The organism is Limnohabitans radicicola, assembly GCF_014837235.1.
In the GTDB taxonomy this organism is placed as follows: Bacteria; Pseudomonadota; Gammaproteobacteria; order Burkholderiales; family Burkholderiaceae_C; genus Limnohabitans_A; species Limnohabitans_A radicicola.
Map to the genome: position 1 here is coordinate 242,235 of NZ_JACYFT010000001.1, position 23,145 is coordinate 265,379.

Genomic DNA, 23,145 nt, shown 5'->3' on the forward strand with positions numbered 1-23,145 from the left:
GGAGGCCCGCCCTCGGGCCGATGGTGGGATGATCCTGGGCGGCCTTTATGAGCCGCATCGCCGCGAGGGCGCGGCTCCTACTAGGCCAACAAATCCTTCACCAGCGCGGCCACTCGCCGCGCTGCGCCTTTGTGGGCCTGCGTGAACGCGAGCGCCTGACTCCGCCAGGCTTGCATGCCCACGGTGTCTGCCACAGCGCCAACAGCCTGCTCTACCGCCTGCACCATGTCCGGCACGCGCCGGGCAGCGCCTTCGGCTTCGGCCTGCTGCGCCACTTCGGCAAAGTTGAAGGTGTGCGGCCCCATGAACACAGGGCAGGCACAGGCAGAGGCCTCGATCAGGTTCTGCCCGCCCAAAGGTGCAAAGCTGCCCCCCAGCAAGGCCGCGTCGGCCAGGCTGTAGTAGAGCGCCATCTCGCCCAGGCTGTCGCCCAGCCAGACCTCTGCCGTGCCCTGCGGGCCTGCCGCACTCCAGCTGCTGCGGCGTGACACGGTCAGCCCGGCCTGCCACAGCAAGTCCTCCACCTCTTCTACCCGCTGCGGATGACGCGGCACGATCAGCCATTGGGCCTGCTGCAAGGCCGAAGGGACAGTGCGCAAGGCCTTCAGCCATTGGGCCTCTTCGCCCTCGCGGCTGCTGGCCAACATGAGCACAGGCCGCGTCAAGCCGCTGCGCCAGGTCTGCGCCTGCGCGCACTGCGCTGCATCGGGCTGCGCATCGAACTTGAGGTTGCCCGTGACGGCCTGCACCGTGGCGCTCAAGGCGCGCAAGCGCCCGGCATCGTCCTCGGTCTGGGCCCAGACGGCGGCTAAAGCGCCATAAGTCGGCCGCATCAGGCTGGCCCAGCGCAAGGCCGAGCGCAAGGATTTGTCGCTCATGCGGGCGTTCACCAGCGCCAGCGGCACGCCTGCGGCGCTGCTTTGCAGCACCAGGTTGGGCCAGACTTCGGTTTCCATCAGCAGGCCCAGACGGGGCCGGAAATGCCGCAAGAAACGCTGGACGGCCGCAGGGGTGTCCCAGGGCTGCCACACCTGCACATCGCCTGCACGCAGCAGCCGCTGCCCTTCGGCGCGGCCCGTGGCCGTGCCGTGGGTGAGCAGGATGCGCACACCGGGCAAGGCCTCACGCAAAGCCTGGATCAGAATGCCGGCGGCCCGCGACTCGCCCAGCGACACCGCATGCACCCAGACCAGCTCGGACGACGCCTCGGGGGGCTGCGTGTAATGGCCAAAGCGCTCGGGCACCGCCACGGCATAACCCGGCTCGGCGACCGCACGGCGCGCCAGTTTGCGGCGCAGCAGGGGCTGCGCCAGTTGCACCAGCAGGTTGTAGACCGTGTGGCTCAAGCCAGGCATGAACGCCATCAATGCGCCGATGCGCCCACTTGCGCGTCGGGTTTGACTTCGCGCAGCAGCGCCAGCATGGCCGCTTCGATGCGGTGCAGCGCCGCCTCGGTCTGGCCTTCAAAGCGCAGCACCAGCACGGGCGTGGTGTTGGACGCGCGGATCAGGCCAAAGCCATCGGGCCAGTCCACCCGCAGGCCGTCGATGTCGGACACTTTGGCGGGCAACGGGAACGCCTGCGCCGCCTTGGCCTGCAGGGCACGCGTCACGGTGTGGGGCTCGCCTTCGGCGCAGGCCACGTTCAGCTCGGGCGTGCTGAAGCTGCTGGGCAACGCGTTGAGCACGGCGTTGGCATCGGGGCTGCGGCTCACGATCTCCAGCAGGCGGGCACCCGCGTAGGTGCCGTCGTCAAAGCCGTACCAGCGCTCCTTGAAGAAGATGTGGCCGCTCATCTCGCCGCCCAGCGGGGCCTGGCCGCCTACGGCCTCGACTTCTTTCATCTTGGCCTTGATGAGGGAGTGGCCGGTTTTGTACATCAGGGCCTGGCCACCCGCGGCCTCGATGGCCGGAGCCAGGCGCTGCGAGCACTTGACGTCAAACAAAATGGTGCCGCCGGGCACGCGCTGGAGCACGTCTTCGGCAAACAGCTGCATCTGGCGGTCGGGGTAGATGTTGTGACCGTCCTTGGTCACGATGCCCAGGCGGTCGCCGTCGCCGTCAAAGGCCAGGCCCAGCTCGGCGTCGGTGCTTTGCAGGGTGCGGATCAGGTCCTGCAGGTTCTCGGGCTTGCTGGGGTCGGGGTGGTGGTTGGGGAACTCGCCATCGACCTCGCTGAACAGCTCGATCACCTCGCAGCCCAGCGCCCGGAAGATGCCCGGAGCCGAGGCCCCGGCAATGCCGTTGCCCGAATCGACCACCACCTTCATGGGTCGCGACAGCTTCACATCGCCCACGATGCGCTGGGTGTAGTCGGCCAGCACGTCCAGGTGCTCGATGCTGCCGCCCGCCTGCAGTTGCCAGGACTCCGACTCCATCGTCTGGCGCAGGGCCTGGATCTCATCGCCATAAATGGCGCGCCCGGCCAGCACCATCTTGAAGCCGTTGTAGTCCTTGGGGTTATGACTGCCAGTGACCTGGATGCCGCTCTGGCAAGCGGTATTGGCCGCAAAGTAGAGCATGGGCGTGGTGCACAGACCCACGTCGATCACGCGCACGCCCGCCGCCACCAGCCCGCGAATCAGCGCCGCAGACAGGCTGGGCCCGCTCAGGCGGCCGTCACGCCCCACGGCCACAGTGTGCTGGCCTTCGGCCAGGGCGCGGGTGCCAAAAGCTTTACCCAAACCCTCGGCCACCGATTCGTTGAGCGTGGACGGCACAACGCCCCGGATGTCGTAGGCTTTGAAGATGGCGGCGTTGACTTGCATGAGGAACCCGTTGGTACACAAAGAATGGACATCGATTGTAGGTGTCAATGCCCGATCGGCATTCCGAAACAGCCTCGAAACCGCATGTCCGGAAATGGCCAGTGCCTGTGGCTTTTGAGGCTAACATGCCCCACATGCACACCCCTCTGGAACTGTTCTTGCACGGTCAGCCCGTCGACGAAGGCCGCTGCTACCGCGCCTTCCAGGACAAGGATGCCCGCTTTGACGGACTGTTCTTCATGGGCGTGCGCTCCACAGGCATTTACTGCCGCCCCGTGTGCCGGGTGCGCTTGCCTTTGCCCAAGAACTGCCGGTTCTTTGAAACCCCCACGCAAGCCGAAGCGGCGGGTTTCCGGCCTTGCCTCAAGTGCCGCCCCGAACTGGCCCCGGCCCAGCGCTGGTGGTCCACCACCGATGCCAGCGCCATCCTGGCGCAAGCGGCGGCCCGCTTGCTCGACCAGGCCTTGACCCAAGGCGGCAAAGCCCCGGCCATGACCGCGCTGGCCGCCCAGCTGGGCGTGAGCGATCGGCACCTGCGCCGCGTGTTTGAAACCCACTGGCAAGTCTCCCCTTTGCAGTACCTGCAAACTCAGCGCCTGCTGCTGGCCAAGCAGTGGCTGCACGACAGCCCACTGCCCACGTCCGAGATCGCCCACCTCAGTGGCTTCGGCTCGACACGGCGCATGAATGCCTGCTTTGCCCAACATTACCGTCTGGCACCCAGGCAGCTGCGCCCCCAGACACGCGACCCTGAGGCACCCGTGACACTTCGGCTGGCCTACCGCCCGCCCTTGCAGCGCGAACACCTCTGGGGCTTTTTGCAAAGCCGCTCCTTGCCGGGTGTTGAACTCTGGACTGGCGAAGGCCTGCGGGCGCAGCTGCACCGAACGGTGCGCTGGTCTCCCAAGGCCTCGCGGTCAAGCCCACTCATGGGCTGGATCGTGCTGGGCTGGGCACCGGATTCGCCCCATGTGCAACTGCAGGCCAGCGCCAGCCTCTTGCCTGTGCTGCCCGAGTTGGTGGCCCAGGTGCGCCAGTGGCTGGATCTGGACGCCGATCCGGCTGCGGTGCATGCGGTGCTCGGACACCACTTCGCGCAGGCCCACGGCATCCGCATTCCAGGGGGCCTGGACCACTTTGAGCTGGCGGTGCGCGCCGTGCTGGGGCAGCAGATCACCGTCAAGGCTGCCCGCACACTGGGCGACCGCCTGGTGCAGGCCCTGGGACAGCCCTGCCAGACGCCCTGGCCTGAGCTGAATCGGCATTTTCCTGATGCAGCGACCTTGGCCCGCGAGGAAAACGCCGTCCTCATGGGCAGCCTGGGCATCGTGCGCCAGCGCCAGTGCGCCATCCAGGCCCTGGCGCGGGCCGTCGACAGCGGTCAACTGCAGCTGACACCGGGCAGTGACGTCGCCGCCACCTTGAGCGCGCTGCAAACCCTGCCCGGCATCGGCCCTTGGACAGCCCACTACCTGGCCATGCGCACCCTGCACTGGGAAGACGCCTGGCCGGTGCAAGACGTGGCGCTGCAAAACGCCTTGGGGGTGCGTGATGAGGCCCGGCCCACCCAAGCGCTCGAGCGCATGGGCCAAGTCTGGCAACCTTTTCGCAGTTACGCCTTGCTGGCCGCCTGGGCCTGGCCTGCCCCATCCCACACCGCGCTGGAGAAGCCATGATCACATTCACCACCCGCACCGCCAGCCCTTTGGGCGAACTCATCCTCGCCTGCAGCGACCGGGGCCTGTGTGGCGTCTGGTTCGAGGGGCAGCGCCACGGTCCGCAAACATCTGTGGTGCAGGGCTGGCAGCCCGCGCCCGACCACCCCGTGCTGCAAGCCACTGCAGCGCAACTTCAGGACTACTTTGCCGGGCGCAGGACCGTGTTCGATCTGCCGCTGGACCTGTCGCGCGGCACGGCATTTCAGCAAGCCGTGTGGCAAGCGCTGCTGGCCATTGCGGCAGGCACTCACCAAAGTTACGGCCAACTGGCCACGCGCTTGAACAACCCCCAGGCCGTTCGGGCCGTGGGTGCGGCGGTGGGGCGCAATCCGGTGAGTATCATCGTGCCTTGCCATCGGGTGCTGGGCAGCACAGGTCAGCTCACCGGATACGCCGGAGGCCTGGAGCGCAAACGTGCGCTGCTGCTGCTCGAAGGCCACCACGACCTCTTTGCATGACCACCTCCCCTGCCCGCCCCTGGGTTCGCGACTTCTTGCTGCTGGCCCTGATCTGGGGCTCTTCATTCCTCTTCATGCGCATCGCCGCCCAGGAGCTGGGGCCCCTGCCCACGGCCGCCGTGCGCGTGACGATTGCCGCGCTGTTCCTCTGGCCCATCCTGCGCATGCGGGGCCACGCACCGCTGCTGCGCCAGCACTGGAAACCCATCTTTTTTGTGGGCGTGCTCAATTCCGGCATCCCGTTTGCGCTGTACTCGTTTGCCGTGATGCACATCACCACGGGTCTGTCGTCGATCCTCAACGCCACGGTGCCGCTGTTCGGTGCCATCGTCGCCTGGCTGTGGCTGGGCGACCGGCCAGGTCAGTCGCGCAGCCTGGGACTGGCGCTGGGCTTTGCGGGCGTGGCCCTGCTGGCCGGGGGCGAAGCCTCGTTCAAGCCCAACGACTCAGGCATCGCCCCGTTCTGGGCGGTGCTGGCCTGCCTGGGGGCAACGGTCTGCTATGCCCTGTCGGCCAGCTTCACCAAAAAGCACATCCCCAGCCTGCCGCCGCTGGTCACGGCCACCGGCAGCCAGATGGGCGCAGCCCTGGCTTTGGCACTGCCCGCCCTGTGGTGGCGACCGGAGCACCTGCCCAGCCTGCACGCCTGGGGTGCCTTGCTCACGGTGGGCATCGTGTGCACGGGGCTGGCGTACATCCTCTATTTCAAGCTGATCGAGAACACCGGCCCGGCCAAGGCACTGACGGTGACTTTCATGGTGCCGGTGTTTGCCATCTTGTATGGCGTGGTGTTGCTGGGCGAAACAGTGACCCCCTGGATGCTGGGGTGTGGCCTCATCGTGCTCTTGGGCACCGCGTTGTCGAGTGGCTTGATCCACATCGGCCAGCGCAAGACCTGATCAGGGCTGCCAGTTGGTGAAAAACGCGATGCGCTGCGCATCGGACGGGTGGCTGGCCAGACCAATGGGCAAGACATCCTGCACCGAAGTGCCGGAATCCTTGCTTTTGTCCTTGGCTTGCTTGCGCAGGCGCTCGAACAACACGGCCATGACACGCGGGTGGATGTGGTTGCGGTGCAGAAACAAGGCGGCCGCTTCATCGGCCTCGCGTTCGGCATCGCGCGAATAACCTTGCGTGGCCAGCAACATGGGAATCGCCGTCAAGAAGCTGCCCGCATCGCCGATCACCGCGCCGACCAAGGCACTCAGCAGGCTGGTCTTGACCACCATCTGCATGCCGTGGTGGTGTTCGACATGCCCCAGTTCATGGGCCAGCACCCCCATCAACGCATCGGGCTGGTCACGCAGCAGTTCCACCATGCCATCGGTCAACACCACGTCGCCGCCAGGCAAGGCAAACGCATTGGCGCCCAACGCGGGTGCTTTGTAAAAGTGCAATCGCCAGGGCACAGGCGGCTGGAGGTGAAGCCGTTGCTCGGGCGTTTGCGCGGCTTGAGTCATCTGCCCAAACCGGTCGCGCAAGCGGGCTTGTTCGTCAGAACCGATGGCGGTGGGTTTGAGCCAAAGACCCTGGATCTGCTCAAGGGCCTGCGAGCCAATGCGCTGCTGCAGCGGCAAAGGAATTTGCGGCGCCACCCACTCGCTGGCCGCCGGGATGCCCCAACGCCAAGCCGCCGCAGCGATCACCGCAATGCCCAGCACCGAGGCCATCACAGCCCGCCAACTCAAGGTGGTGGCCACCACCCAGGAGGGACGAAAGCCCTGCCGCTCGAACCACTCGTCCCATTGGGCTGCGTTGGCGTGCTGCAGGCTGCTGCCATCGGGCAGATCACACAGGCGGGGGCCATGGCGCGATTTTTCAGGCCAGCGCACGCTGGGCAAGGCATAAGTGCGTTCAAGGCCATCGCCTTGAACCAGCAATTGCCCCTGCGCCAAAGTCACAGACACGGCCAGCCCTTGCGGGCTGAGGCCATCAAACCAGGTGGTGGGTAAAGCGTCTTGCATGCCTGCCAAGTTGTCACAAACCCATGTCCATGCCGAAGAAGTCCCCCGAGGCATCGGCCAGAACACCCGCAGAACCTGGCGGCACTTGCGACACCCAGGTGCCGACATCGCCATCGATCTCCACCGTGATGGCTTCCAGCCGCATGCGGGCCATGCGCACTGCGGCAAAGGGCCAGTACAAACCCAGCGTCAACACGATGAACAGCCAATTCAGCGCACTCCAGCCCAGAAAGCGCCAGAAAGACAAATCGCTGTGCAAGCGCACATGCGCGCTGGCGGTGTGGGACCACAGCAGGTTCTGAGTCAGCACCACGGCCAAACTGTAAATGGCGATGAACGACAGAAAATAACCCAAACCCATCAAAGCCGGGATCACGATGGCAGGGTTCCAAAGCAGCACCTTGACCATCAAGAAGCCCACGCCCACCAGCACCGCGACCAGGCCGATGAACACCAGCAATAACTTCATGAACAGCCAGTAAAGTGCAGATGCCTTGAGTGTCAAGGCACTGCACTCTTGCGCAAAGCGGTAGCCGTTGTGCTGGAACCGATAGACCTGAACCATCAGCCAAGGCAGCACCAGCAAAAAGACGCCCGAAATGGCCAACGCGCCCAGCCCAAGAATTTTCACGGATTCAGGATCGGGTTTGATCCAAAGCGGCAGGACATTCAACGCAATGCCTGGAACAAACAAGGGCAAGAATGCTTTGTAGGCTTGCACCAGATCACCTTCAAAATCAAAACGCACACCGCGCCAGCTGGTGTTGCGCATCCGGAAACCCAAAGCTGCTCGCCACAAGGCAGGCCAGACCAATGCCATCAACGCCAGTCCAAGCCATTGGTATGTGGGCCACAGATAAGACAGTGCCGCATAAGTCCCCCCGACCACGAGCAACACCAGATGCCCCCGGAACATCTTCCACGGATCGCCATGAAAACCAAGGGCATGGCCCTGCACTTCGGTGTGGTTGTGGAAAAACGTCAATCGGCGCGCACGGGCAAAAGGCCAGTACAGCGTGAGCGTGACCAGCGTCAGCAGCAGATTGACGGACCAGATGCGAAAAAACTCGGAGCCACTGCCCGTGAAACGGATGCGGCTTTGGTGAAGTGGTGCCGAATGTTCTGCACTCGCTTGGAGGTTCGGGTCTTGCACGGTCGTCCTTTCAGAGATACGGCGAGCACGTCGCGGCCCTTCCGTGCAAAATAATTTACCACTTAATAATTAAATAAATCCAAGATCAAGCCAAAGAGAGGTTCTTTCGGGTTACCAACCGGGTTCCAGGAATCAACCCTGAGCGGCAAGCGCACGCACGATCTTCACCCGCTGCATCACCTCCCGCGCGCGCAGCTGGCCGCAGCCCCCATCCACGTCCTGCCCGGCCGACTGGCGCAGCTTGGTCAGCACGCCGCGCTGGTGCAGGGTGCGTGCGATGGCTGCCGCACGCTCCCAGCTGGGCCGGGCGTAAGGCAGGTCGGGCACGGCGTTGTAGGGGATCATGTTCATCAGCGCGTATTTGCCCTTGAGCAGCCGCACGATGCCTTCGATCTCTTCGTCGCTGTCATTGACGCCCTCGATCAGCGTCCACTGGTACTGGATCGGGTAGCCGGTGGCGCGCGCGTAGCGCTCACCCGCCTCCACCAGGTCCTGCGGGTCCCACCTTGGCGCTCGGGGCAGCAGCTGCGCCCGCAAATCGGCCCGCGTGGTGTGCAGCGACAAGGCCAGCGCAGGCTTGACCAGCCCCTGCGGCAAGCGTTCAAACACGCGCTCGTCACCCACCGTGGAAAACACCAAGTTCTTGTGGCCGATGTTGCCCACCGTGCCCAGCAGGTCGATGGCCTCCATGACCTGATCGAGGTTGTGCGAGGGCTCCCCCATGCCCATGAACACCACCTTTTTCACCGGGCGCAGACTGCGGGCCAGTGCCACCTGGGCCACGATCTCGGCGCTGCCCACCTGGCGCACCAGGCCTTCGCGCCCGGTCATGCAAAACACGCAGCCCACCGCGCAGCCCACCTGAGAGGACACGCACAGGCCATCGCGGGGCAACAGCACACTCTCGACCGTTTGCCCGTCCCTGAGGCCCACCAGCAGGCGGGCCGAGCCGTCTTCGGCGGGGTGTTGCTCGCGCAGTGTGGCCAAGGCGGCCAGATCCTGGCTCAACTGCGGCAGCGCATCGCGCAAGGCGGTGGGCATGAAGCTGTCGAGTGCGCGCCGTCCACTGTCCTGCGGCTGCGCCTGCGCCCACAGGCGCAGCACCCGCAGCTCGTGCTTGGGCCGGGCCCCCAGGGCACGCAGACGCTCACGGATGTCCTGCACGCTCCACATGGCAGGGCTCAATAGTGCGGCGGGATCTCGTCGCGCAGGTTGCGCACATCGGCACCACCGCCACCTTCGGGCATGCGGTCGCGCAAGGTGCGCAACTCGTGGATGAGCGCGTCGATTTGCTGCTGCTGGCGAAACACCTGGGCATTGAGCTGGTCCAGCAGGTCTTCGGTGAAACCGGCCTTGATTTCCAGATCGATCAAACGGTTTTCAATGGGGGTGGGAATATCCATAAGCACGTATTGGACATGATTTTCAGCAGGGCTTTGTCATCTTTTATAATCTAACCATCGCCGAGTTATTGAACAACTTGCAGGGCGATTCACAAATCCTGCTAAAGCGTTCGCCAGGCTCCGGGTTTTCAGGGTCGGCAACGCCGAACAACCACTGCAAAACAGGAGCTTTTTTCATGTCCAACGACTTTCTCTTCACGTCCGAATCCGTCTCGGAAGGCCACCCCGACAAGGTCGCCGACCAGATCTCCGACGCGATCCTCGACGCCATCTTCCAGCAAGACCCCCGCAGCCGTGTGGCCGCCGAAACCCTGACCAACACCGGTCTGGTGGTGCTGGCTGGCGAGATCACCACCAACGCGCATGTGGACTACATCCAGGTGGCGCGCGACACCATCAAGCGCATCGGTTACGACAACACCGACTACGGCATCGACTACAAGGGTTGCGCGGTCATGGTCTGCTACGACAAGCAGTCCAACGACATCGCCCAGGGCGTGGACCACGCCTCTGACGACCACCTGAACATCGGCGCAGGCGACCAGGGCCTGATGTTCGGCTACGCCTGCAGCGAAACGCCCGAGCTGATGCCCGCGCCCATCTACTACGCCCACCGCCTGGTCGAGCGCCAGGCGCAGCTGCGCAAGGACGGCCGTCTGCCCTTCCTGCGCCCCGATGCCAAGAGCCAGGTGACCATGCGCTATGTGGACGGCAAACCCCACAGCATCGACACCGTGGTGCTGTCCACCCAACACAGCCCCGACCAGTCGGAATCGGCCACCAAGATGAAGGCCAGCTTCACCGAAGCCATCATCGAAGAAATCATCAAGCCCGTGCTGCCCAAAGAGTGGCTGCAGGACACCAAGTACCTGATCAATCCCACAGGTCGTTTTGTGATTGGCGGCCCCCAGGGCGACTGCGGCCTGACCGGCCGCAAGATCATCGTCGACACCTACGGCGGCGCTTGCCCGCACGGCGGCGGCGCTTTCTCGGGCAAAGACCCCTCCAAGGTGGACCGCTCGGCCGCTTACGCCGCCCGCTACGTGGCCAAGAACATCGTGGCCGCAGGCCTGGCCGAGAAGTGCCAGATCCAGGTGGCCTACGCGATTGGCGTGGCCCGTCCGATGAACATCACCGTGAACACCCTGGGCACTGGCAAAGTGTCCGACGAGGTGCTCTCCGCCCTGGTGGCCGAGCACTTCGACCTGCGCCCCAAAGGCATCATCCAGATGCTGGACCTGCTGCGCCCGATTTACACCAAGACCGCCGCCTATGGCCACTTTGGCCGCGACGAACCCGAGTTCACTTGGGAGAGAACTGACAAGGCTGCTGCGCTGCGTGCAGCGGCAGGCCTGTAAGGACTGCAAGCGCCGAAGGCGCTTCAGCAGCCTTGGGGCGGAACTCATATGAGCGCAGCGAATGTGAGTGAAGACCACAAAGCACAAGCGCTGCGTGCAGCGGCCAGGCTGTAAGTTCAGTTCGCCAACACACACGCCAGGCCGCACCCTTCATCCGGTGCGGCCTTTTTCATGGTCCAGACAGCCGAAAAAAAGCGGCGTTCTTTCCACAATGTCTTCAGACAAAAGGAAGAACGATGTTCAAGGACCGATCAGACGCTGCGCAGCAGCTGGCCCAAAGGCTGATGCGCTACCGCGGCCAGCACCCGCTGATTCTGACCATCCCGCGTGGTGCGGTGCCGATGGGCCGTATCCTGGCCGAGGCACTGCAAGGCGACCTGGACGTGGTGCTGGTGCACAAGCTGTGCGCGCCTTTTGACCCCGAGGTGGCAATTGGGGCCGTGGATGAAAACGGCCACACCTGGCTGAGTCCGCATGCGAGCACACTGGGTGCCAGCGCACCTTATGTGCAGGCCGAGAGACAAAGGCAATTGCAGCTGTTGCAAGAGCGGCGGCGGCATTACACCGCGATCCGTGCCCCCATCAGCGCCGTCGGGCGCTTGGTGATTGTGGTGGACGATGGGCTGGCCACGGGGGCCACCATGATGGCGGCACTGATTGCACTGCGAGCGCAGCGCCCCAGTCGTCTGGTGTGCGCAGTGCCCGTCGCTTCAACCGAAGCATTGAGCAAGATCCGCCCCCTGGCCGATGAGGTGATTTGCCTGTCTGTGCCGCCCTTCTTCCAGGGCGTCGGGCAGTTTTACGAAATGTTCGAGCAGGTCAGCGACGAGGAAGTGATGGCCCAATTGCACCAGCGCACCTTGTTCAACGAACCGCCGTCCTCTTTGAATCAGGCAAACACGTCGGCATCGGCCAGCAGACGGCCTGCAGCATCCTTGGCGGCCAGCAAAGGGGCCGTGCACAGTGGCCATTGAACCGCCACGGTCGGGTCCGACCACAGCAGGCTGCGCTCGTGCTCGGGGTACCAGTAATCGGTGGTCTTGTAGAGGAACTCGGCGCTCTCGCTCGTGACCACAAAGCCATGCGCGAACCCGGGGGGCACCCACAGCTGGCGGTGGTTGTCGGCGCTCAGGTGGACCCCGACCCACCGGCCAAACGTGGCCGAGCTTTTGCGCAGGTCCACCGCCACATCGAACACCTCGCCTTGCACCACACGCACCAGCTTGCCCTGCGGATGCTGGATCTGGTAGTGCAAACCACGCAGCACGCCTTGGGCCGACTTGCTGTGGTTGTCCTGCACAAAGTCCACATCCAGGCCGGTGGCCTGGGCAAAGTCGCGTGCATTGAAGGATTCAAAAAAGAAGCCCCGCGCATCGCCAAAGACCTTGGGCTCAAGGATCAGGACATCAGGGATCTCGGTGGGCGTGACGGTGTAGGGCATGGCTTACTTCAGCAAATTCAGCAGGTACTGGCCGTAGCCGTTCTTGGCCAGGGGTTGCGCCAGTTTTTGCAGCGCGGCTGCATCGATCCATTTCTGGTGAAAGGCAATTTCTTCGGGGCACGCGACCATCAGGCCCTGGCGCTTTTGCAGCGTGGCAATGAAGCCGGCGGCTTCGAGCAAGCTGTCGTGCGTGCCCGTGTCCAGCCAGGCATAACCACGGCCCATGATTTCCACATTGAGTTGCTGCTGCGCGAGATAGCGCTTGTTCACGTCGGTGATCTCCAGCTCACCCCGGGCCGATGGCCGGATGTCGGCCGCGATGTCGCAGACCTGCTGGTCATAGAAATACAGACCGGTGACGGCGTAGTTGCTCTTGGGCGACTGCGGTTTTTCCTCGATCGACAAGGCCCGGAAGTCGGCATCGAACTCCACCACACCGTAGCGCTCCGGATCGTGCACGTGGTAGGCGAACACGCTGGCCCCGCTGGTACGAGCATGGGCACTGTGCATCAGCTTGACGAGGTCATGCCCATAGAAAATGTTGTCCCCCAGCACCAGCGCGCTCGGGTCCTGGCCCACGAAGTCCTTGCCGATGATGAAGGCCTGGGCCAGCCCATCCGGGCTGGGTTGCACTGCGTACTGGATGTTCATGCCCCACTGGCTGCCGTCCCCCAGCAAGTCACTGAAACGGGGCGTGTCCTGCGGTGTGCTGATCAGCAACACATCGCGGATGCCCGCCAGCATCAGCGTGGTGAGCGGGTAATACACCATGGGCTTGTCGTAAATCGGCATCAGCTGTTTGCTGACCGCCTGGGTCACCGGGTACAGGCGTGTGCCCGAACCGCCCGCCAAAATGATGCCTTTGCGTTTTTGCATGGGTGTGTCCTTGAACCTGTGTGCTCAGTGCGTTACAGGGGTGCCGACGAGCCGAAACGGCGGTCGCGTTGTCCAAACCAGGAGATGGCCTCGCGCAGGCGATCGGCCCCGAAGTCAGGCCACAAATCGTCGGTGAAAAACAGCTCGGCATAAGCCGCTTGCCAGAGCAGGAAGTTGCTCACACGCGACTCGCCACCTGTGCGGATCAGCAAGTCCACCTCCGGTGCATCGGCCGTACTCAGGTAGGGTGCCAACGCGTCTTCGGTCAAAGCCTGCAGGGATTGGCCGGGGTGCGCCTGCTGCCAGGACTTGACCGCATGGAGCATGTCCCAACGGCCACCGTAATTGGCACAAACCATCAGGGTGATGCCCTGGTTGGCTGCTGTCCGCTGCTGCGCGTCGGCAATCAGCTCCCTCAAAGGTTCGGAAAACCGCTGGGTATCGCCCAGCACCCTCAGACGCACGCCGTTGGCGTTCATCGAGGCCACCTCCTTCTGGAGGTAGGTCATGAACAAGCCCATCAGGCTGCTGACCTCGTCTTCGGGGCGTTTCCAGTTTTCCGTGCTGAAAGCGAACAGGCTCAGGTGCGTGACCCCCGCTTCGGCACAGGCCTGCACCACCTCACGCACACGCTTGGCCCCGGCCGCATGGCCCAACGCTGCGGGCATGAACCTGTTTTTAGCCCACCGCCGATTGCCATCCATGATGATGGCCACGTGGCGGGGAGTGGCGGAAGGGGAAGGAGCTTGCGACAAGGTGCAGGGGGTCGTGTGGAATGCCAGAGGATTCTAAAGGTCTGCACCTCGATCCGTCGGGGCAGCGCCGTGTGGGACGGGCTGCCCTGACCGTGTCAGGCTGCCGCAGCCTTGACCGCTTCGCAAGCCATCAAGATGCGCTCAGGCGTGGCGGGGGCGTCCATGCGTACCACCACCTTGTGGTCAGCGCTGGCCGCCACCGCATCGCGCAAGGCGAAGAAAGCCGACAGGCCGAGCATCAAAGGCGGCTCGCCCGTGGCCTTGCTGTTGAACGGCGTAGGCTTCAAGTTGGCGTTGTCGAACAAAGACACCTTGAAGTGCTCTGGAATGTCGCCCGCCACGGGAATCTTGTAGGTACTGGGGCCGTGCGTGAGCAGCTTGCCCTTTTTGTCCCAAATGCACTCTTCCATGGTGAGCCAGCCCATGCCTTGCACGTAGGCGCCTTCGATCTGGCCTTTGTCCAATGCGGGGTTGATGCTGCGGCCCACGTCGTGCACGATGTCCACGGCCTTGAGCCACCACTCGCCGGTGCGGGTGTCGATTTCCACTTCGCTCACGGCGGCGCCGTAGCAGTAGTAGTAGAACGCACGGCCGTTCAGGGTGGTGAAGTCGTATTTGATTTCGGGCGTCATGTAGAAACCCGTGACGCTCAAGCCCACGCGGTCGAGCCACGCTTGCTTGGTCACATCACCCCACTTCACCGACTTGCCGCCGCCATGCACTTCGTTGTTGGCAAAGGTCACATCGCCTTCGGCGCAGCCCAGCATGCGGGCGGCCACGGGCTTCAAGCGCTCTCGCATTTGCGCGGTGGCGTTCATGATGGCCGCGCCGTTGATGTCGGCACCGCTCGATGCGGATGTGGCCGACGCGTTGGGCACTTTTTGCGAGTCGGTGGCCGTGATGCGCACATGGTCCACGCTGATGCCCAAACCATCGGCACACACCTGCGCCATCTTGGTGTTGAGGCCCTGGCCCATTTCGGTGCCGCCGTGGTTGCAGCTCACCGAGCCGTCCATGTACACCACCAGCAATGCGCCGCCCTGGTTCAAGTGCGTAGCGGTGAAGCTGATGCCAAACTTCAAAGGCACGAGCGCAATGCCGCGCTTGCGGGTTTTGCTCTTGGCGTTGAAAGCTTGCACTGCGGCGCGGCGCTCGGCGTACTTCGACTCTTGCTCCACCTGCGCGATCACCTTGTCGCCCACCCAGTCTTCGATGAGCTGGTTGTATTGGGTGGTCATGGTGTCGGGCGTGCCGCTGATGGACGGGTCTTTGTAGAGGTTGAGCTTGCGCACTTCCAAGGGGTCTTTGCCCAAAGTCATCGCAATTTCGTCCATCACCGTCTCGATGCCGAACATGCCTTGTGGACCGCCGAAACCGCGGAAAGCGGTGGCGCTTTGCGTGTTGGTTTTGCAGCGGTGGCTCACCAGCTTGAGCGCAGGCAAATGGTAGGTGTTGTCAATGTGAAGGCAAGCGCGATCGTTGACGGGGCCCGAGTAGTCGGTGCTGTAGCCGCAGCGCGACATGAGCGTGATGTCGGCACCCAAGACGCGGCCGTTGTCGTCAAAGCCCACTTCGTAGTCGATGCGGAAGTCGTGACGCTTGCCGGTGATGGTCATGTCGTCGTCGCGGTTCACACGCAGCTTGACCGGCTTGCCCAGCTTGTGCGCAGCCAAAGCAGCACTTTGGCTGAAGATGCTGGCGTTGCCTTCTTTGCCACCAAAGCCGCCACCCATTCGGCGGCAAATCACTTCGACGTCGTTGGTGTGCAGGTTCAGGGCGTGCGCAGCTTCGCGCTGGTTGCCGTCGGGGTGCTGGGTCGACACGTACAGCGTGAGCTGGCCGTCTTCTTTCGGCACCGCGTAAGTGATCTGGCCTTCCAGATAAAACTGCTCTTGCTGGCCGGTGCGGGTGGTGCCCTTGATCTTGTGCGGCGCGCTGGCAATGGCCGCAGCGGCATCACCGCGTGTGATGCCCTTGGGCGGCATGATGAAACTGCCCGCTTCCATGGCCTCTTCCACCGTCAAGATGGGCTTGAGTTCTTTCACCAAGACCTTGGCCTTTTTGGCGGCTTCACGGGCGTAGAGCATGTCGCGCGCCACGACCACAGCCACGGCTTGGCCGACGAACTCGACCTTGCCAGCGGCGAGGAAAGGGTCATCGTGCACGATGGGGCCGCAGTTGTTTTCGCCAGGAATGTCTTTGGCAGTGTAAACCGCGACCACGCCGTGCTCTTTGAGGATAGCTTCGCGGTCAATGCCGTCACCAATCAATTCGCCGTGCGCCACGGGCGACAGAATGAGCGCGGCATACAAAGTGCCTGCATGCTCAGGGATGTCATCGATGTAGGTGGCCGAGCCCGTGACGTGCAGGTGCGCGGACTCGTGAACGATGTCGGTGCCTTGCTGAACGCCTGACACAGGCAGCAGGTTTTTGAGTGCGGTAGGAGCGTTCATTCAAGCCACCTCTTTCTGTTCTTCAATGAATTCAAGGGCCAGGTTGCGCGCCACCAATGCGCGGTATGCCCATGTGGCACGCAAGCCGTCGCGTGCGGTGAAGCTCGCGGCAATAGCGGCGTCCAGGTCTGCGGCTTTCACGTCAGCGGGTGATTTGCCTTCGAGCATGGCTTCGAGTTTGGGCGCACGTGCTGGGAAGGGGCTCAGGCCGTTGTAGGCCAGCTTCACGCCAGACAGCTTGCCGCCTTTGAGCGTGTAACTGATGGCGGCGCAAGTGGCCGAAATGTCTTGCTCAAAACGCTTGCTCACCTTGTGGGCGCGGAACACTTGCCCCGCCACAGGCTTGGGCAACTCGACCGCTTCGATGAACTCACCGGCTTCGAGCACGTTTTTCTTCATGCCGGTGTAGAAGTTGTCCAGCAACACGTTGCGGGTCTTCTCGCCACGGCGCAACACGAGATTGGCACCCAACGCCAGCAAGCAAGGCATGGAGTCGCCAATCGGCGAACCGTTGGCAATGTTGCCCGCCAGTGTGGCAGTGGAGCGGATGGGGGGCGAGCCAAAGCGGCGCAGCACTTCGGTGAAGTCCGGGTAAGCCTGGGCGACCAGCGCTTCGACTTGCGTCAGCGACACGGCCGCGCCAATGCGCCAGGCCTTGTCGGTCTCTTGGATCTGACGCAGCTCAGCGACATTGCCCAGATACATGATGTGGTCGGGGCGGCTGAACTGCTTGTTGACCTGCAGACCGATCTCGGTGCTGCCGGCCAGCAGCGTGGTCGTGGGGTGCTTGACCAAGTAGTCGGCCACTTCGGCGATGGTGGCGGGCGAGACAAACTCGTTGCCCTTGCGTGTGCGCACCACCGGCTGGACGATGATCTCGCCGTCCAGGCTCAGCGTGGGCGTTTTGGCACGCTGGATCTCCTTGAGCAACGGCACATCGGCGCTGTCGTCGATCTTGAGCGCCTCGGGTTTGGCGCAAGCCTTGGTGGCCGATTCGATGATTGGCTTGTAGCCGGTGCAACGGCACAGGTTGCCACTGAGTGAATCGGTGATCTGCTGGCGACTTGGGACGGGCAAGACCTGCACCAGGTTCACCAGGCTCATCACGATGCCGGGGGTGCAAAAGCCGCACTGCGAACCGTGGCACTTGACCATTTCCTCCTGCACCGGGTGCAGCGAGCCATCGGCTTTTTTCAGGCTCTCGATGGTCTTGACCGATTTGCCGTCCAGCGAAGGCAACAACTGGATGCACGAATTGGTAGCCACATAGTCGACGCCCGTACCCGCAGCATTGAGCTCACCCACCATGACCACGCAGGCGCCGCAATCGCCTTCGGCGCAGCCCTCTTTGGTGCCGGTGCGGTGCAATTGTTCGCGCAGGTAGTCCAGAACAGTGGTGGTGCGGCGCTCGCCTTGAGCTTCAACGATGCGGCCGTCGAGCACAAAGCGCACGGTGTTGGTGACTTGGGTCATGGTGAGGGAGTGAGGATAAATAAACGTCAGGCCCTGATTTTAAAGAACCGGGGCCTTGTCGGGCGGGTTTGGCGACGGATTAATTGGGATCTGACCCCGATTGATTCAATGGGGGTCAGATCCCCATTGTTTCAGGAACCGCGGTAGGTCGAATAGCTCCAGGGGCTGGCGAGCAGGGGCACGTGGTAGTGCTGGTCTTCGTGGGCCACGCCAAAGTCCAGGCTGACTTTGTTCAAAAAGTTCGGCTCGGGCAGCTGAACGCCCTTGGCCTGGAAGTAGCCCGCCACGTCAAACACCAGGCGGTACGTGCCTTTGCGCAGGCTGGCGTGGTCGTACAGCATGCCATCGGGGTTGCGGCCATCGTGGTTCAGGGTGAAGCTTTTGACCAAGGTGGCCTGCTCGCCCTGCGTGGTGTAGAGGGCCACCTGCATGCCTGCGGCGGGGCAGCCGTGCATGGTGTCCAGAACGTGTGTGCTCAATCCCATGGTTTTGCTCGCTTTTCAACAGTTTTCAAAAGTTGGATGGGGCACGCCGCATCCAGTCGACCAAAGTGTATACAATTTTCAATTGGGTGGCTATCATGGGCACCCACAAGACAAACCCGATCTGCCAGAGACATGGAAACTTCGACCACCCACCACATTGTCGAGTCGCTCACGCGGGCGATTGTGGAACACCGCTTGCTGCCCGGCGCCAAGCTGGTGGAGCAAAAACTGGCCGACCACTTTGGTGTCTCCCGCACGCTGGTGCGGCAGGCCCTCTTCCAGCTGGCGCAAAACCGTTTGATCAAGCTCGAACCGGCCCGAGGCGCCTTTGTCGCCGCGCCCTCTGTGGAGGAAGCCCAGCAGGTGTTTGCCGTGCGCCGCATGCTGGAAGCCGAGATGACCCGTGCCTTTGTGCAGCAAGTCACCCCTGAGCAGATCAGCGCCTTGCAGGCGCACATCGTGCAGGAGCGCGCCGCCGTGAGCCAGGGCGATGTGCCGGGCCGCACCGAGCTGCTGGGCGACTTCCATGTGCGCATGGCCGAGCTGATGGGCAACCAGGTGCTGGCCCAGGTGCTCGGCGAGCTGATCTCGCGCTGCGCCCTGATCACCCTGATGTACCAATCGCGCAACGAAGCCGAGCACTCCACCGACGAGCATGAAGCCATCGTCGCTGCGCTGGCTGCAAAAGACAGCGACCAAGCCGTGCAGCTGATGCACGAACACCTGCTGCACGTCGAAGAAAGCCTGACCTTTGACCGCCAGGTGCCGACCCACGACATTTCTCTGGCCCTGGCCTGACCCCTTGCACCGAACACCGCCATGAGCACCTACGATTCCACCCTCCCCTACCCCCGCGACTTGAAAGGCTACGGCCGCCATGTGCCGCACGCCCAGTGGCCGGGCGGCGCACGTGTGGCCGTGCAGTTTGTGCTGAATTACGAAGAAGGCGGCGAAAACTCGGTGCTGCATGGCGATGCCGGCTCCGAGCAGTTCCTGTCCGAGATGTTCAACCCCGCATCCTTCCCCGAGCGGCACATCAGCATGGAAGGCATCTACGAGTACGGCTCTCGGGCGGGCGTGTGGCGCATCCTGCGCGAGTTTGAAAAGCGAGGCCTGCCGCTCACCGTCTTTGGCGTGGCCACCGCCCTGCAAAAACACCCAGAATTAACGGCCGCGTTCAAAGAGCTGGGCTACGACATCGCCTGCCACGGCCTCAAGTGGATTCACTACCAAAACATCGACGAAGCCACCGAACGCGCGCACATGGCCGAAGCGATGGAGATCATTCAGAAGCTGACCGGCGAGCGGCCCTTGGGCTGGTACACCGGGCGCGACAGCCCCAACACCCGGCGCCTGGTGGCCGACTTTGGCGGCTTTGAGTACGACAGCGACTACTACGGCGACGACCTGCCCTTCTGGATGAAGGTACGCAAGTCAGACGGTACCGATGCACCGCAACTGATCGTGCCTTACACCCTGGACTGCAACGACATGCGCTTTGCGCTGCCGCAGGGCTATTCGCACGCCGACCCGTTTTTCCAGTACATGAAAGACACCTTTGACGCGCTGTACGCCGAAGGCAATCCTGATGGCGACAACGCGCCCAAGATGATGAGCATCGGCATGCACTGCCGGCTGCTGGGCCGCCCGGGCCGCATCACCGCGCTGCAACGCTTTCTGGACCACATCCAGTCGCACGACAAAGTCTGGGTGGCGCGCCGCATCGACATTGCGCAGCACTGGAAGGCGACCCACCCCTACAAGGATTGAACATGGCCCTGACCCTGGAACAACTCAACAGCGCGTCGCACGCCGACGCAGCGAACATGCTCGACGGCCTGTACGAGCATTCGCCCTGGATCGCCGAGCAGGCGCTGGCCCAGCGCCCCTTCACCTCGCTGGCGCACCTCAAGCACACCATGTGCGAGGTGCTGGCACACGCCGGGCGCGAGGCGCAACTCGGCCTGATCCGCGCTCACCCTGAACTCGCGGGCAAGGCCATGGTCAGCAAGACGCTGACAGCCGAGTCCACCAACGAGCAGACCAAGGCGGGCCTGACAGACTGCACGCCCGAAGAGTTCGCCAAAATCCAAAAGCTCAACGCCGACTACAACGCCAAGTTTGGCTGGCCCTTTATCCTGGCCGTGCGCGGCCCGCGCGGTGTGGGCTTGAACAAGCAGCAGATCATCGACGCGTTCGAGCGTCGCCTGCATGGGCACCCCCAATTCGAACTGGCTGAGTGCCTGCGCAACATCCACCGCATCGTCGAGATCCGCCTGAACGACAAGTTCGGCGTGGAACCCACCCTGGGCCACCAGGTCTGGGACTGGCAGGAAAAGCTGGCGCAACACTCCGACCCCGGCTTTGCCGAAGCAGGCCAACTCACCGTCACCTACCTCACCGACGCGCACCGGGCCTGCGCCCAGCGCATCACCCAAAACATGCGCGACTGCGGCTTTGACGAGGTCTACACCGACGCCGTGGGCAATGTGGTGGGGCGCTACCATCCGGCCACTGTGGGCGGCAAATACCTCTTGACCGGCAGCCACTACGACACCGTGCGCAATGGTGGCAAATACGACGGTCGCTTGGGCATCTTTGTGCCCATGGCCTGCGTGCAGCAGCTGCACCAACAAGGCAAACGCCTGCCCTTTGGCATCGAGGTCGTGGCCTTTGCCGAAGAAGAAGGCCAGCGCTACAAAGCCACCTTCCTGGGCTCTGGCGCACTGATCGGCGACTTCAAGCCCGAATGGCTGGAGCAGCAAGACGCCGACGGCATCACCATGCGTGCGGCCATGCAGCACGCGGGTCTGTGCGTGGACGACATCCCCAAAATTCAACGCGACCCGGCGCAGTACCTCGGCTTTGTCGAAGTCCACATCGAACAAGGCCCGGTGCTCAACGAAGTCAACATCCCACTGGGCGTGGTCACGTCGATCAACGGCAGCGTGCGCTACCTGTGCGAAGTGATTGGCACCGCCAGCCACGCAGGCACCACCCCCATGGATCGCCGCCGCGACGCAGCCTGCGCTGTGGCCGAACTGGCGCTCTACATGGAGCAGCGCGCTGCCAAGGATGGCGACAGCGTGGCCACCATCGGCCAACTCAACGTGCCCAATGGCTCGATCAACGTGGTGCCTGGCCGCTGCAGTTTCAGCCTGGACATGCGCGCCCCCACCGATGCACAGCGCGATGCGCTGGTGGCCGATGTGATGGCGCAGCTGCAAAGCATTTGCGAGCGCCGCAGCGTACGCTACACCGCCGAGCTGACCATGAGCGCCGCCGCCGCGCCCAGCGCCCCCGAGTGGCAAGCCCGCTGGGAACGCGCCGTGAGCGCCTTGGGTGTGCCGCTGTTCAAGCTGCCCAGCGGCGCAGGCCACGACGCCATGAAGCTGCACGAAGTGATGCCGCAAGCCATGCTGTTCGTGCGTGGCGAAAACGCGGGCATCAGCCACAACCCGCTCGAATCCACCACCAGCGACGACATGCAACTGTGCGTCGACGCTTTCACCCATGTTCTGAATCAACTTTCGCAGGAATTGTCATGAGCGCCACCCCAGCCCAATACCAACAACTCGATGCTTGGATCGACGCGCACTTCGACGAGCAGGTCAAGTTCCTGCAGGCCCTGGTGCAGGTGCCCACCGACACGCCACCGGGCAACAATGCGCCGCACGCCGAGCGCACGGCCGAGCTGCTCAAAGGCTTTGGTTACGAAGCAGAAAAACACGCTGTGCCCGAGGCCGACGTGAAGGCTTATGGTCTGGAGTCGATCACCAACCTGATCGTGCGCCGCCAATACGGCGCAGGCAAAACCATTGCCCTGAACGCCCACGGCGACGTGGTGCCCCCGGGCGAAGGCTGGACGCACGCGCCCTACGGCGGCGAGATCGACAACGGCGCCATGTACGGCCGCGCCACCGCCGTGAGCAAGAGCGATTTTTCCACCTTCACCTTTGCCACCCGCGCGCTCGAATCTCTGGGCACCCCGCTCAAAGGCGGTGTGGAACTGCACTTCACCTACGACGAAGAGTTTGGCGGCGAGATGGGCCCCGGCTGGCTGCTGGCCAAAGGCCTGACCAAACCCGATTTGATGATTGCGGCGGGTTTCAGCTACCAGGTGGTCACCGCCCACAACGGCTGCCTGCAAATGGAAGTGACAGTGCAAGGCGAGATGGCCCACGCGGCCATCCCCGACAGCGGCACCGATGCGCTGCAAGGCGCGGTGCACATCCTGAACGCGCTGCATGCTCTGAACGCACAGTACCTGAAAGTCACTTCCCAGGTCGAAGGCATCACCCACCCCTATCTGAACGTGGGCCAGATCAGTGGCGGCACCAACACCAACGTCGTGCCCGGCAAGGTCGTCTTCAAACTCGACCGCCGCATGATCCCCGAAGAGAACCCCGCCGAAGTGGAAGCCAGCATCCGCCAGACCATTGACGACGCCGCCGCCACCTTCAACCCGCCGCGTGGTGGGAAAGAACTCAAAGTGGACGTGCGCCGCATGCTGCTGGCCAACGCCATGAAGCCGCTGGCGGGCAACCAGCCCCTGGTGGACGCGATCCAAAAGCACGGCGGCGAAGTCTTTGGCGAAGCCATCCCCGCCGTGGGCACGCCGCTCTACACCGACGTGCGCCTGTACGTGGAACGCGGCATCCCCGGCGTGATCTACGGTGCAGGCCCCCGCAGCGTGCGCGAGTCCAACGCCAAGCGCTCAGACGAACATGTGCAACTCGAAGACCTGCGCCGGGCCACCAAGGTGGTGGCGCGCACGCTGCTGGATTTGCTCGCTTGACCCGCACCCCTGCCTGAGGTACGCCAGAGGCAGGGTTTTCACG

General features: G+C 63.4%; 21 protein-coding genes. 9 read left to right on the forward strand and 12 right to left on the reverse strand.

All coding sequences use genetic code 11. The features are described 5' to 3' along the window. Positions 1-80: 80 nt before the first annotated feature. Both IC609_RS01255 and IC609_RS01260 read right to left on the reverse strand, forming a co-directional pair. Positions 81-1,355, reverse strand: a complete 1,275-nt coding sequence (locus tag IC609_RS01255; protein ID WP_225223945.1) for a 3-deoxy-D-manno-octulosonic acid transferase — start codon at positions 1,353-1,355, stop codon at positions 81-83. 8 nt (positions 1,356-1,363) lie between these two features. Continuing rightward, on the reverse strand, positions 1,364-2,767 hold the full coding sequence (locus IC609_RS01260; protein ID WP_191817645.1) for a phosphomannomutase/phosphoglucomutase: 1,404 nt from the start codon (positions 2,765-2,767) through the stop codon (positions 1,364-1,366). 125 nt (positions 2,768-2,892) lie between these two features. On the opposite strand from IC609_RS01260, the gene IC609_RS01265 reads away from it, so the two are divergent. The 3 genes from IC609_RS01265 to IC609_RS01275 are packed head-to-tail and all read left to right on the forward strand — an operon-like array spanning position 2,893 to position 5,842. Next, on the forward strand, positions 2,893-4,443 hold the full coding sequence (locus tag IC609_RS01265) for a DNA-3-methyladenine glycosylase 2 family protein (RefSeq protein ID WP_191817646.1): 1,551 nt from the start codon (positions 2,893-2,895) through the stop codon (positions 4,441-4,443). Then, positions 4,440-4,943, forward strand: a complete 504-nt coding sequence (locus tag IC609_RS01270) for a methylated-DNA--[protein]-cysteine S-methyltransferase (protein WP_191817647.1) — start codon at positions 4,440-4,442, stop codon at positions 4,941-4,943. Before IC609_RS01265 ends, IC609_RS01270 begins: the two co-directional genes overlap by 4 nt. Continuing rightward, entirely contained in the window at positions 4,940-5,842 is a 903-nt protein-coding gene (locus tag IC609_RS01275; protein ID WP_191817648.1) for a DMT family transporter, read from the forward strand. Before IC609_RS01270 ends, IC609_RS01275 begins: the two co-directional genes overlap by 4 nt. Here the strand turns inward: IC609_RS01275 and IC609_RS01280 are convergent, their stop codons facing one another. From IC609_RS01280 to IC609_RS01295, 4 genes are all read right to left on the reverse strand, one after another. Beyond that, the gene (locus IC609_RS01280) at positions 5,843-6,907 is read right to left on the reverse strand and encodes a M48 family metallopeptidase (RefSeq protein WP_191817649.1); all 1,065 of its coding nucleotides are present in this window, start codon (positions 6,905-6,907) and stop codon (positions 5,843-5,845) included. Between the two features lie 13 nt (positions 6,908-6,920). Next, the gene (locus IC609_RS01285) at positions 6,921-8,060 is read right to left on the reverse strand and encodes a YjgN family protein (RefSeq protein ID WP_191817650.1); all 1,140 of its coding nucleotides are present in this window, start codon (positions 8,058-8,060) and stop codon (positions 6,921-6,923) included. Positions 8,061-8,192: 132 nt separating this feature from the next. After that, positions 8,193-9,233, reverse strand: a complete 1,041-nt coding sequence (locus tag IC609_RS01290; RefSeq protein ID WP_191817651.1) for an RNA methyltransferase — start codon at positions 9,231-9,233, stop codon at positions 8,193-8,195. An 8-nt stretch (positions 9,234-9,241) separates the two neighbouring features. Next, positions 9,242-9,463, reverse strand: a complete 222-nt coding sequence (locus IC609_RS01295) for a SlyX family protein (RefSeq protein ID WP_191817652.1) — start codon at positions 9,461-9,463, stop codon at positions 9,242-9,244. Between the two features lie 176 nt (positions 9,464-9,639). Between IC609_RS01295 and metK the strand changes: the two genes are divergently transcribed. Next, on the forward strand, positions 9,640-10,821 hold the full coding sequence (gene metK / locus IC609_RS01300; RefSeq protein WP_191817653.1) for a methionine adenosyltransferase: 1,182 nt from the start codon (positions 9,640-9,642) through the stop codon (positions 10,819-10,821). Between the two features lie 236 nt (positions 10,822-11,057). Then, positions 11,058-11,795 (forward strand): phosphoribosyltransferase, encoded by a 738-nt coding sequence (locus IC609_RS01305; RefSeq protein WP_191817654.1) that lies wholly within the window; start codon positions 11,058-11,060, stop codon positions 11,793-11,795. On the opposite strand, the gene rfbC is transcribed toward IC609_RS01305, so the two are convergent. The 6 genes from rfbC to uraH all read right to left on the reverse strand — a co-directional run bounded on the left by rfbC (position 11,711) and on the right by uraH (position 18,304). Continuing rightward, positions 11,711-12,262 (reverse strand): dTDP-4-dehydrorhamnose 3,5-epimerase, encoded by a 552-nt coding sequence (gene rfbC / locus IC609_RS01310; RefSeq protein WP_191817655.1) that lies wholly within the window; start codon positions 12,260-12,262, stop codon positions 11,711-11,713. The two genes, IC609_RS01305 and rfbC, sit on opposite strands and share 85 nt — an antisense overlap. A 3-nt stretch (positions 12,263-12,265) precedes the next feature. Beyond that, on the reverse strand, positions 12,266-13,138 hold the full coding sequence (rfbA, locus tag IC609_RS01315; protein WP_191817656.1) for a glucose-1-phosphate thymidylyltransferase RfbA: 873 nt from the start codon (positions 13,136-13,138) through the stop codon (positions 12,266-12,268). Between the two features lie 32 nt (positions 13,139-13,170). Further along, on the reverse strand, positions 13,171-13,893 hold the full coding sequence (gene uppS, locus IC609_RS01320; protein WP_225223946.1) for a polyprenyl diphosphate synthase: 723 nt from the start codon (positions 13,891-13,893) through the stop codon (positions 13,171-13,173). Positions 13,894-13,988: 95 nt separating this feature from the next. After that, positions 13,989-16,346, reverse strand: a complete 2,358-nt coding sequence (xdhB, locus tag IC609_RS01325; RefSeq protein WP_191817657.1) for a xanthine dehydrogenase molybdopterin binding subunit — start codon at positions 16,344-16,346, stop codon at positions 13,989-13,991. Next, positions 16,347-17,819, reverse strand: a complete 1,473-nt coding sequence (gene xdhA / locus IC609_RS01330) for a xanthine dehydrogenase small subunit (RefSeq protein WP_191817658.1) — start codon at positions 17,817-17,819, stop codon at positions 16,347-16,349. It lies immediately after the preceding gene. Between the two features lie 131 nt (positions 17,820-17,950). After that, positions 17,951-18,304, reverse strand: coding sequence for a hydroxyisourate hydrolase (uraH, locus tag IC609_RS01335; RefSeq protein WP_191817659.1), 354 nt, complete (start codon positions 18,302-18,304; stop codon positions 17,951-17,953). 132 nt (positions 18,305-18,436) lie between these two features. On the opposite strand from uraH, the gene IC609_RS01340 reads away from it, so the two are divergent. The 4 genes from IC609_RS01340 to IC609_RS01355 are packed head-to-tail and all read left to right on the forward strand — an operon-like array spanning position 18,437 to position 23,102. Continuing rightward, positions 18,437-19,102 (forward strand): GntR family transcriptional regulator, encoded by a 666-nt coding sequence (locus IC609_RS01340; RefSeq protein ID WP_191817660.1) that lies wholly within the window; start codon positions 18,437-18,439, stop codon positions 19,100-19,102. Between the two features lie 21 nt (positions 19,103-19,123). Then, complete coding sequence (puuE, locus tag IC609_RS01345; protein ID WP_191817661.1) at positions 19,124-20,074, forward strand: allantoinase PuuE; 951 nt, start codon at positions 19,124-19,126, stop codon at positions 20,072-20,074. A 2-nt stretch (positions 20,075-20,076) separates the two neighbouring features. Beyond that, complete coding sequence (gene uraD / locus IC609_RS01350) at positions 20,077-21,852, forward strand: 2-oxo-4-hydroxy-4-carboxy-5-ureidoimidazoline decarboxylase (protein ID WP_191817662.1); 1,776 nt, start codon at positions 20,077-20,079, stop codon at positions 21,850-21,852. Further along, positions 21,849-23,102, forward strand: a complete 1,254-nt coding sequence (locus IC609_RS01355; RefSeq protein ID WP_191817663.1) for a M20 family metallopeptidase — start codon at positions 21,849-21,851, stop codon at positions 23,100-23,102. The genes uraD and IC609_RS01355 overlap by 4 nt, the downstream gene beginning before the upstream one ends. The last annotated feature ends 43 nt before the right edge of the window (positions 23,103-23,145 follow it).

Coding starts and splice junctions, on each gene's coding strand:
- IC609_RS01255 (WP_225223945.1), bottom strand. CDS start 1,355: ATGCCTGGCTTGAGCCACACGGTCTACAACCTGCTGGTGCAACTGGCG.
- IC609_RS01260 (WP_191817645.1), bottom strand. CDS start 2,767: ATGCAAGTCAACGCCGCCATCTTCAAAGCCTACGACATCCGGGGCGTT.
- IC609_RS01265 (WP_191817646.1), top strand. CDS start 2,893: ATGCCCCACATGCACACCCCTCTGGAACTGTTCTTGCACGGTCAGCCC.
- IC609_RS01270 (WP_191817647.1), top strand. CDS start 4,440: ATGATCACATTCACCACCCGCACCGCCAGCCCTTTGGGCGAACTCATC.
- IC609_RS01275 (WP_191817648.1), top strand. CDS start 4,940: ATGACCACCTCCCCTGCCCGCCCCTGGGTTCGCGACTTCTTGCTGCTG.
- IC609_RS01280 (WP_191817649.1), bottom strand. CDS start 6,907: ATGCAAGACGCTTTACCCACCACCTGGTTTGATGGCCTCAGCCCGCAA.
- IC609_RS01290 (WP_191817651.1), bottom strand. CDS start 9,233: ATGTGGAGCGTGCAGGACATCCGTGAGCGTCTGCGTGCCCTGGGGGCC.
- IC609_RS01295 (WP_191817652.1), bottom strand. CDS start 9,463: ATGGATATTCCCACCCCCATTGAAAACCGTTTGATCGATCTGGAAATC.
- metK (WP_191817653.1), top strand. CDS start 9,640: ATGTCCAACGACTTTCTCTTCACGTCCGAATCCGTCTCGGAAGGCCAC.
- IC609_RS01305 (WP_191817654.1), top strand. CDS start 11,058: ATGTTCAAGGACCGATCAGACGCTGCGCAGCAGCTGGCCCAAAGGCTG.
- rfbC (WP_191817655.1), bottom strand. CDS start 12,262: ATGCCCTACACCGTCACGCCCACCGAGATCCCTGATGTCCTGATCCTT.
- rfbA (WP_191817656.1), bottom strand. CDS start 13,138: ATGCAAAAACGCAAAGGCATCATTTTGGCGGGCGGTTCGGGCACACGC.
- xdhB (WP_191817657.1), bottom strand. CDS start 16,346: ATGAACGCTCCTACCGCACTCAAAAACCTGCTGCCTGTGTCAGGCGTT.
- xdhA (WP_191817658.1), bottom strand. CDS start 17,819: ATGACCCAAGTCACCAACACCGTGCGCTTTGTGCTCGACGGCCGCATC.
- uraH (WP_191817659.1), bottom strand. CDS start 18,304: ATGGGATTGAGCACACACGTTCTGGACACCATGCACGGCTGCCCCGCC.
- IC609_RS01340 (WP_191817660.1), top strand. CDS start 18,437: ATGGAAACTTCGACCACCCACCACATTGTCGAGTCGCTCACGCGGGCG.
- puuE (WP_191817661.1), top strand. CDS start 19,124: ATGAGCACCTACGATTCCACCCTCCCCTACCCCCGCGACTTGAAAGGC.
- uraD (WP_191817662.1), top strand. CDS start 20,077: ATGGCCCTGACCCTGGAACAACTCAACAGCGCGTCGCACGCCGACGCA.
- IC609_RS01355 (WP_191817663.1), top strand. CDS start 21,849: ATGAGCGCCACCCCAGCCCAATACCAACAACTCGATGCTTGGATCGAC.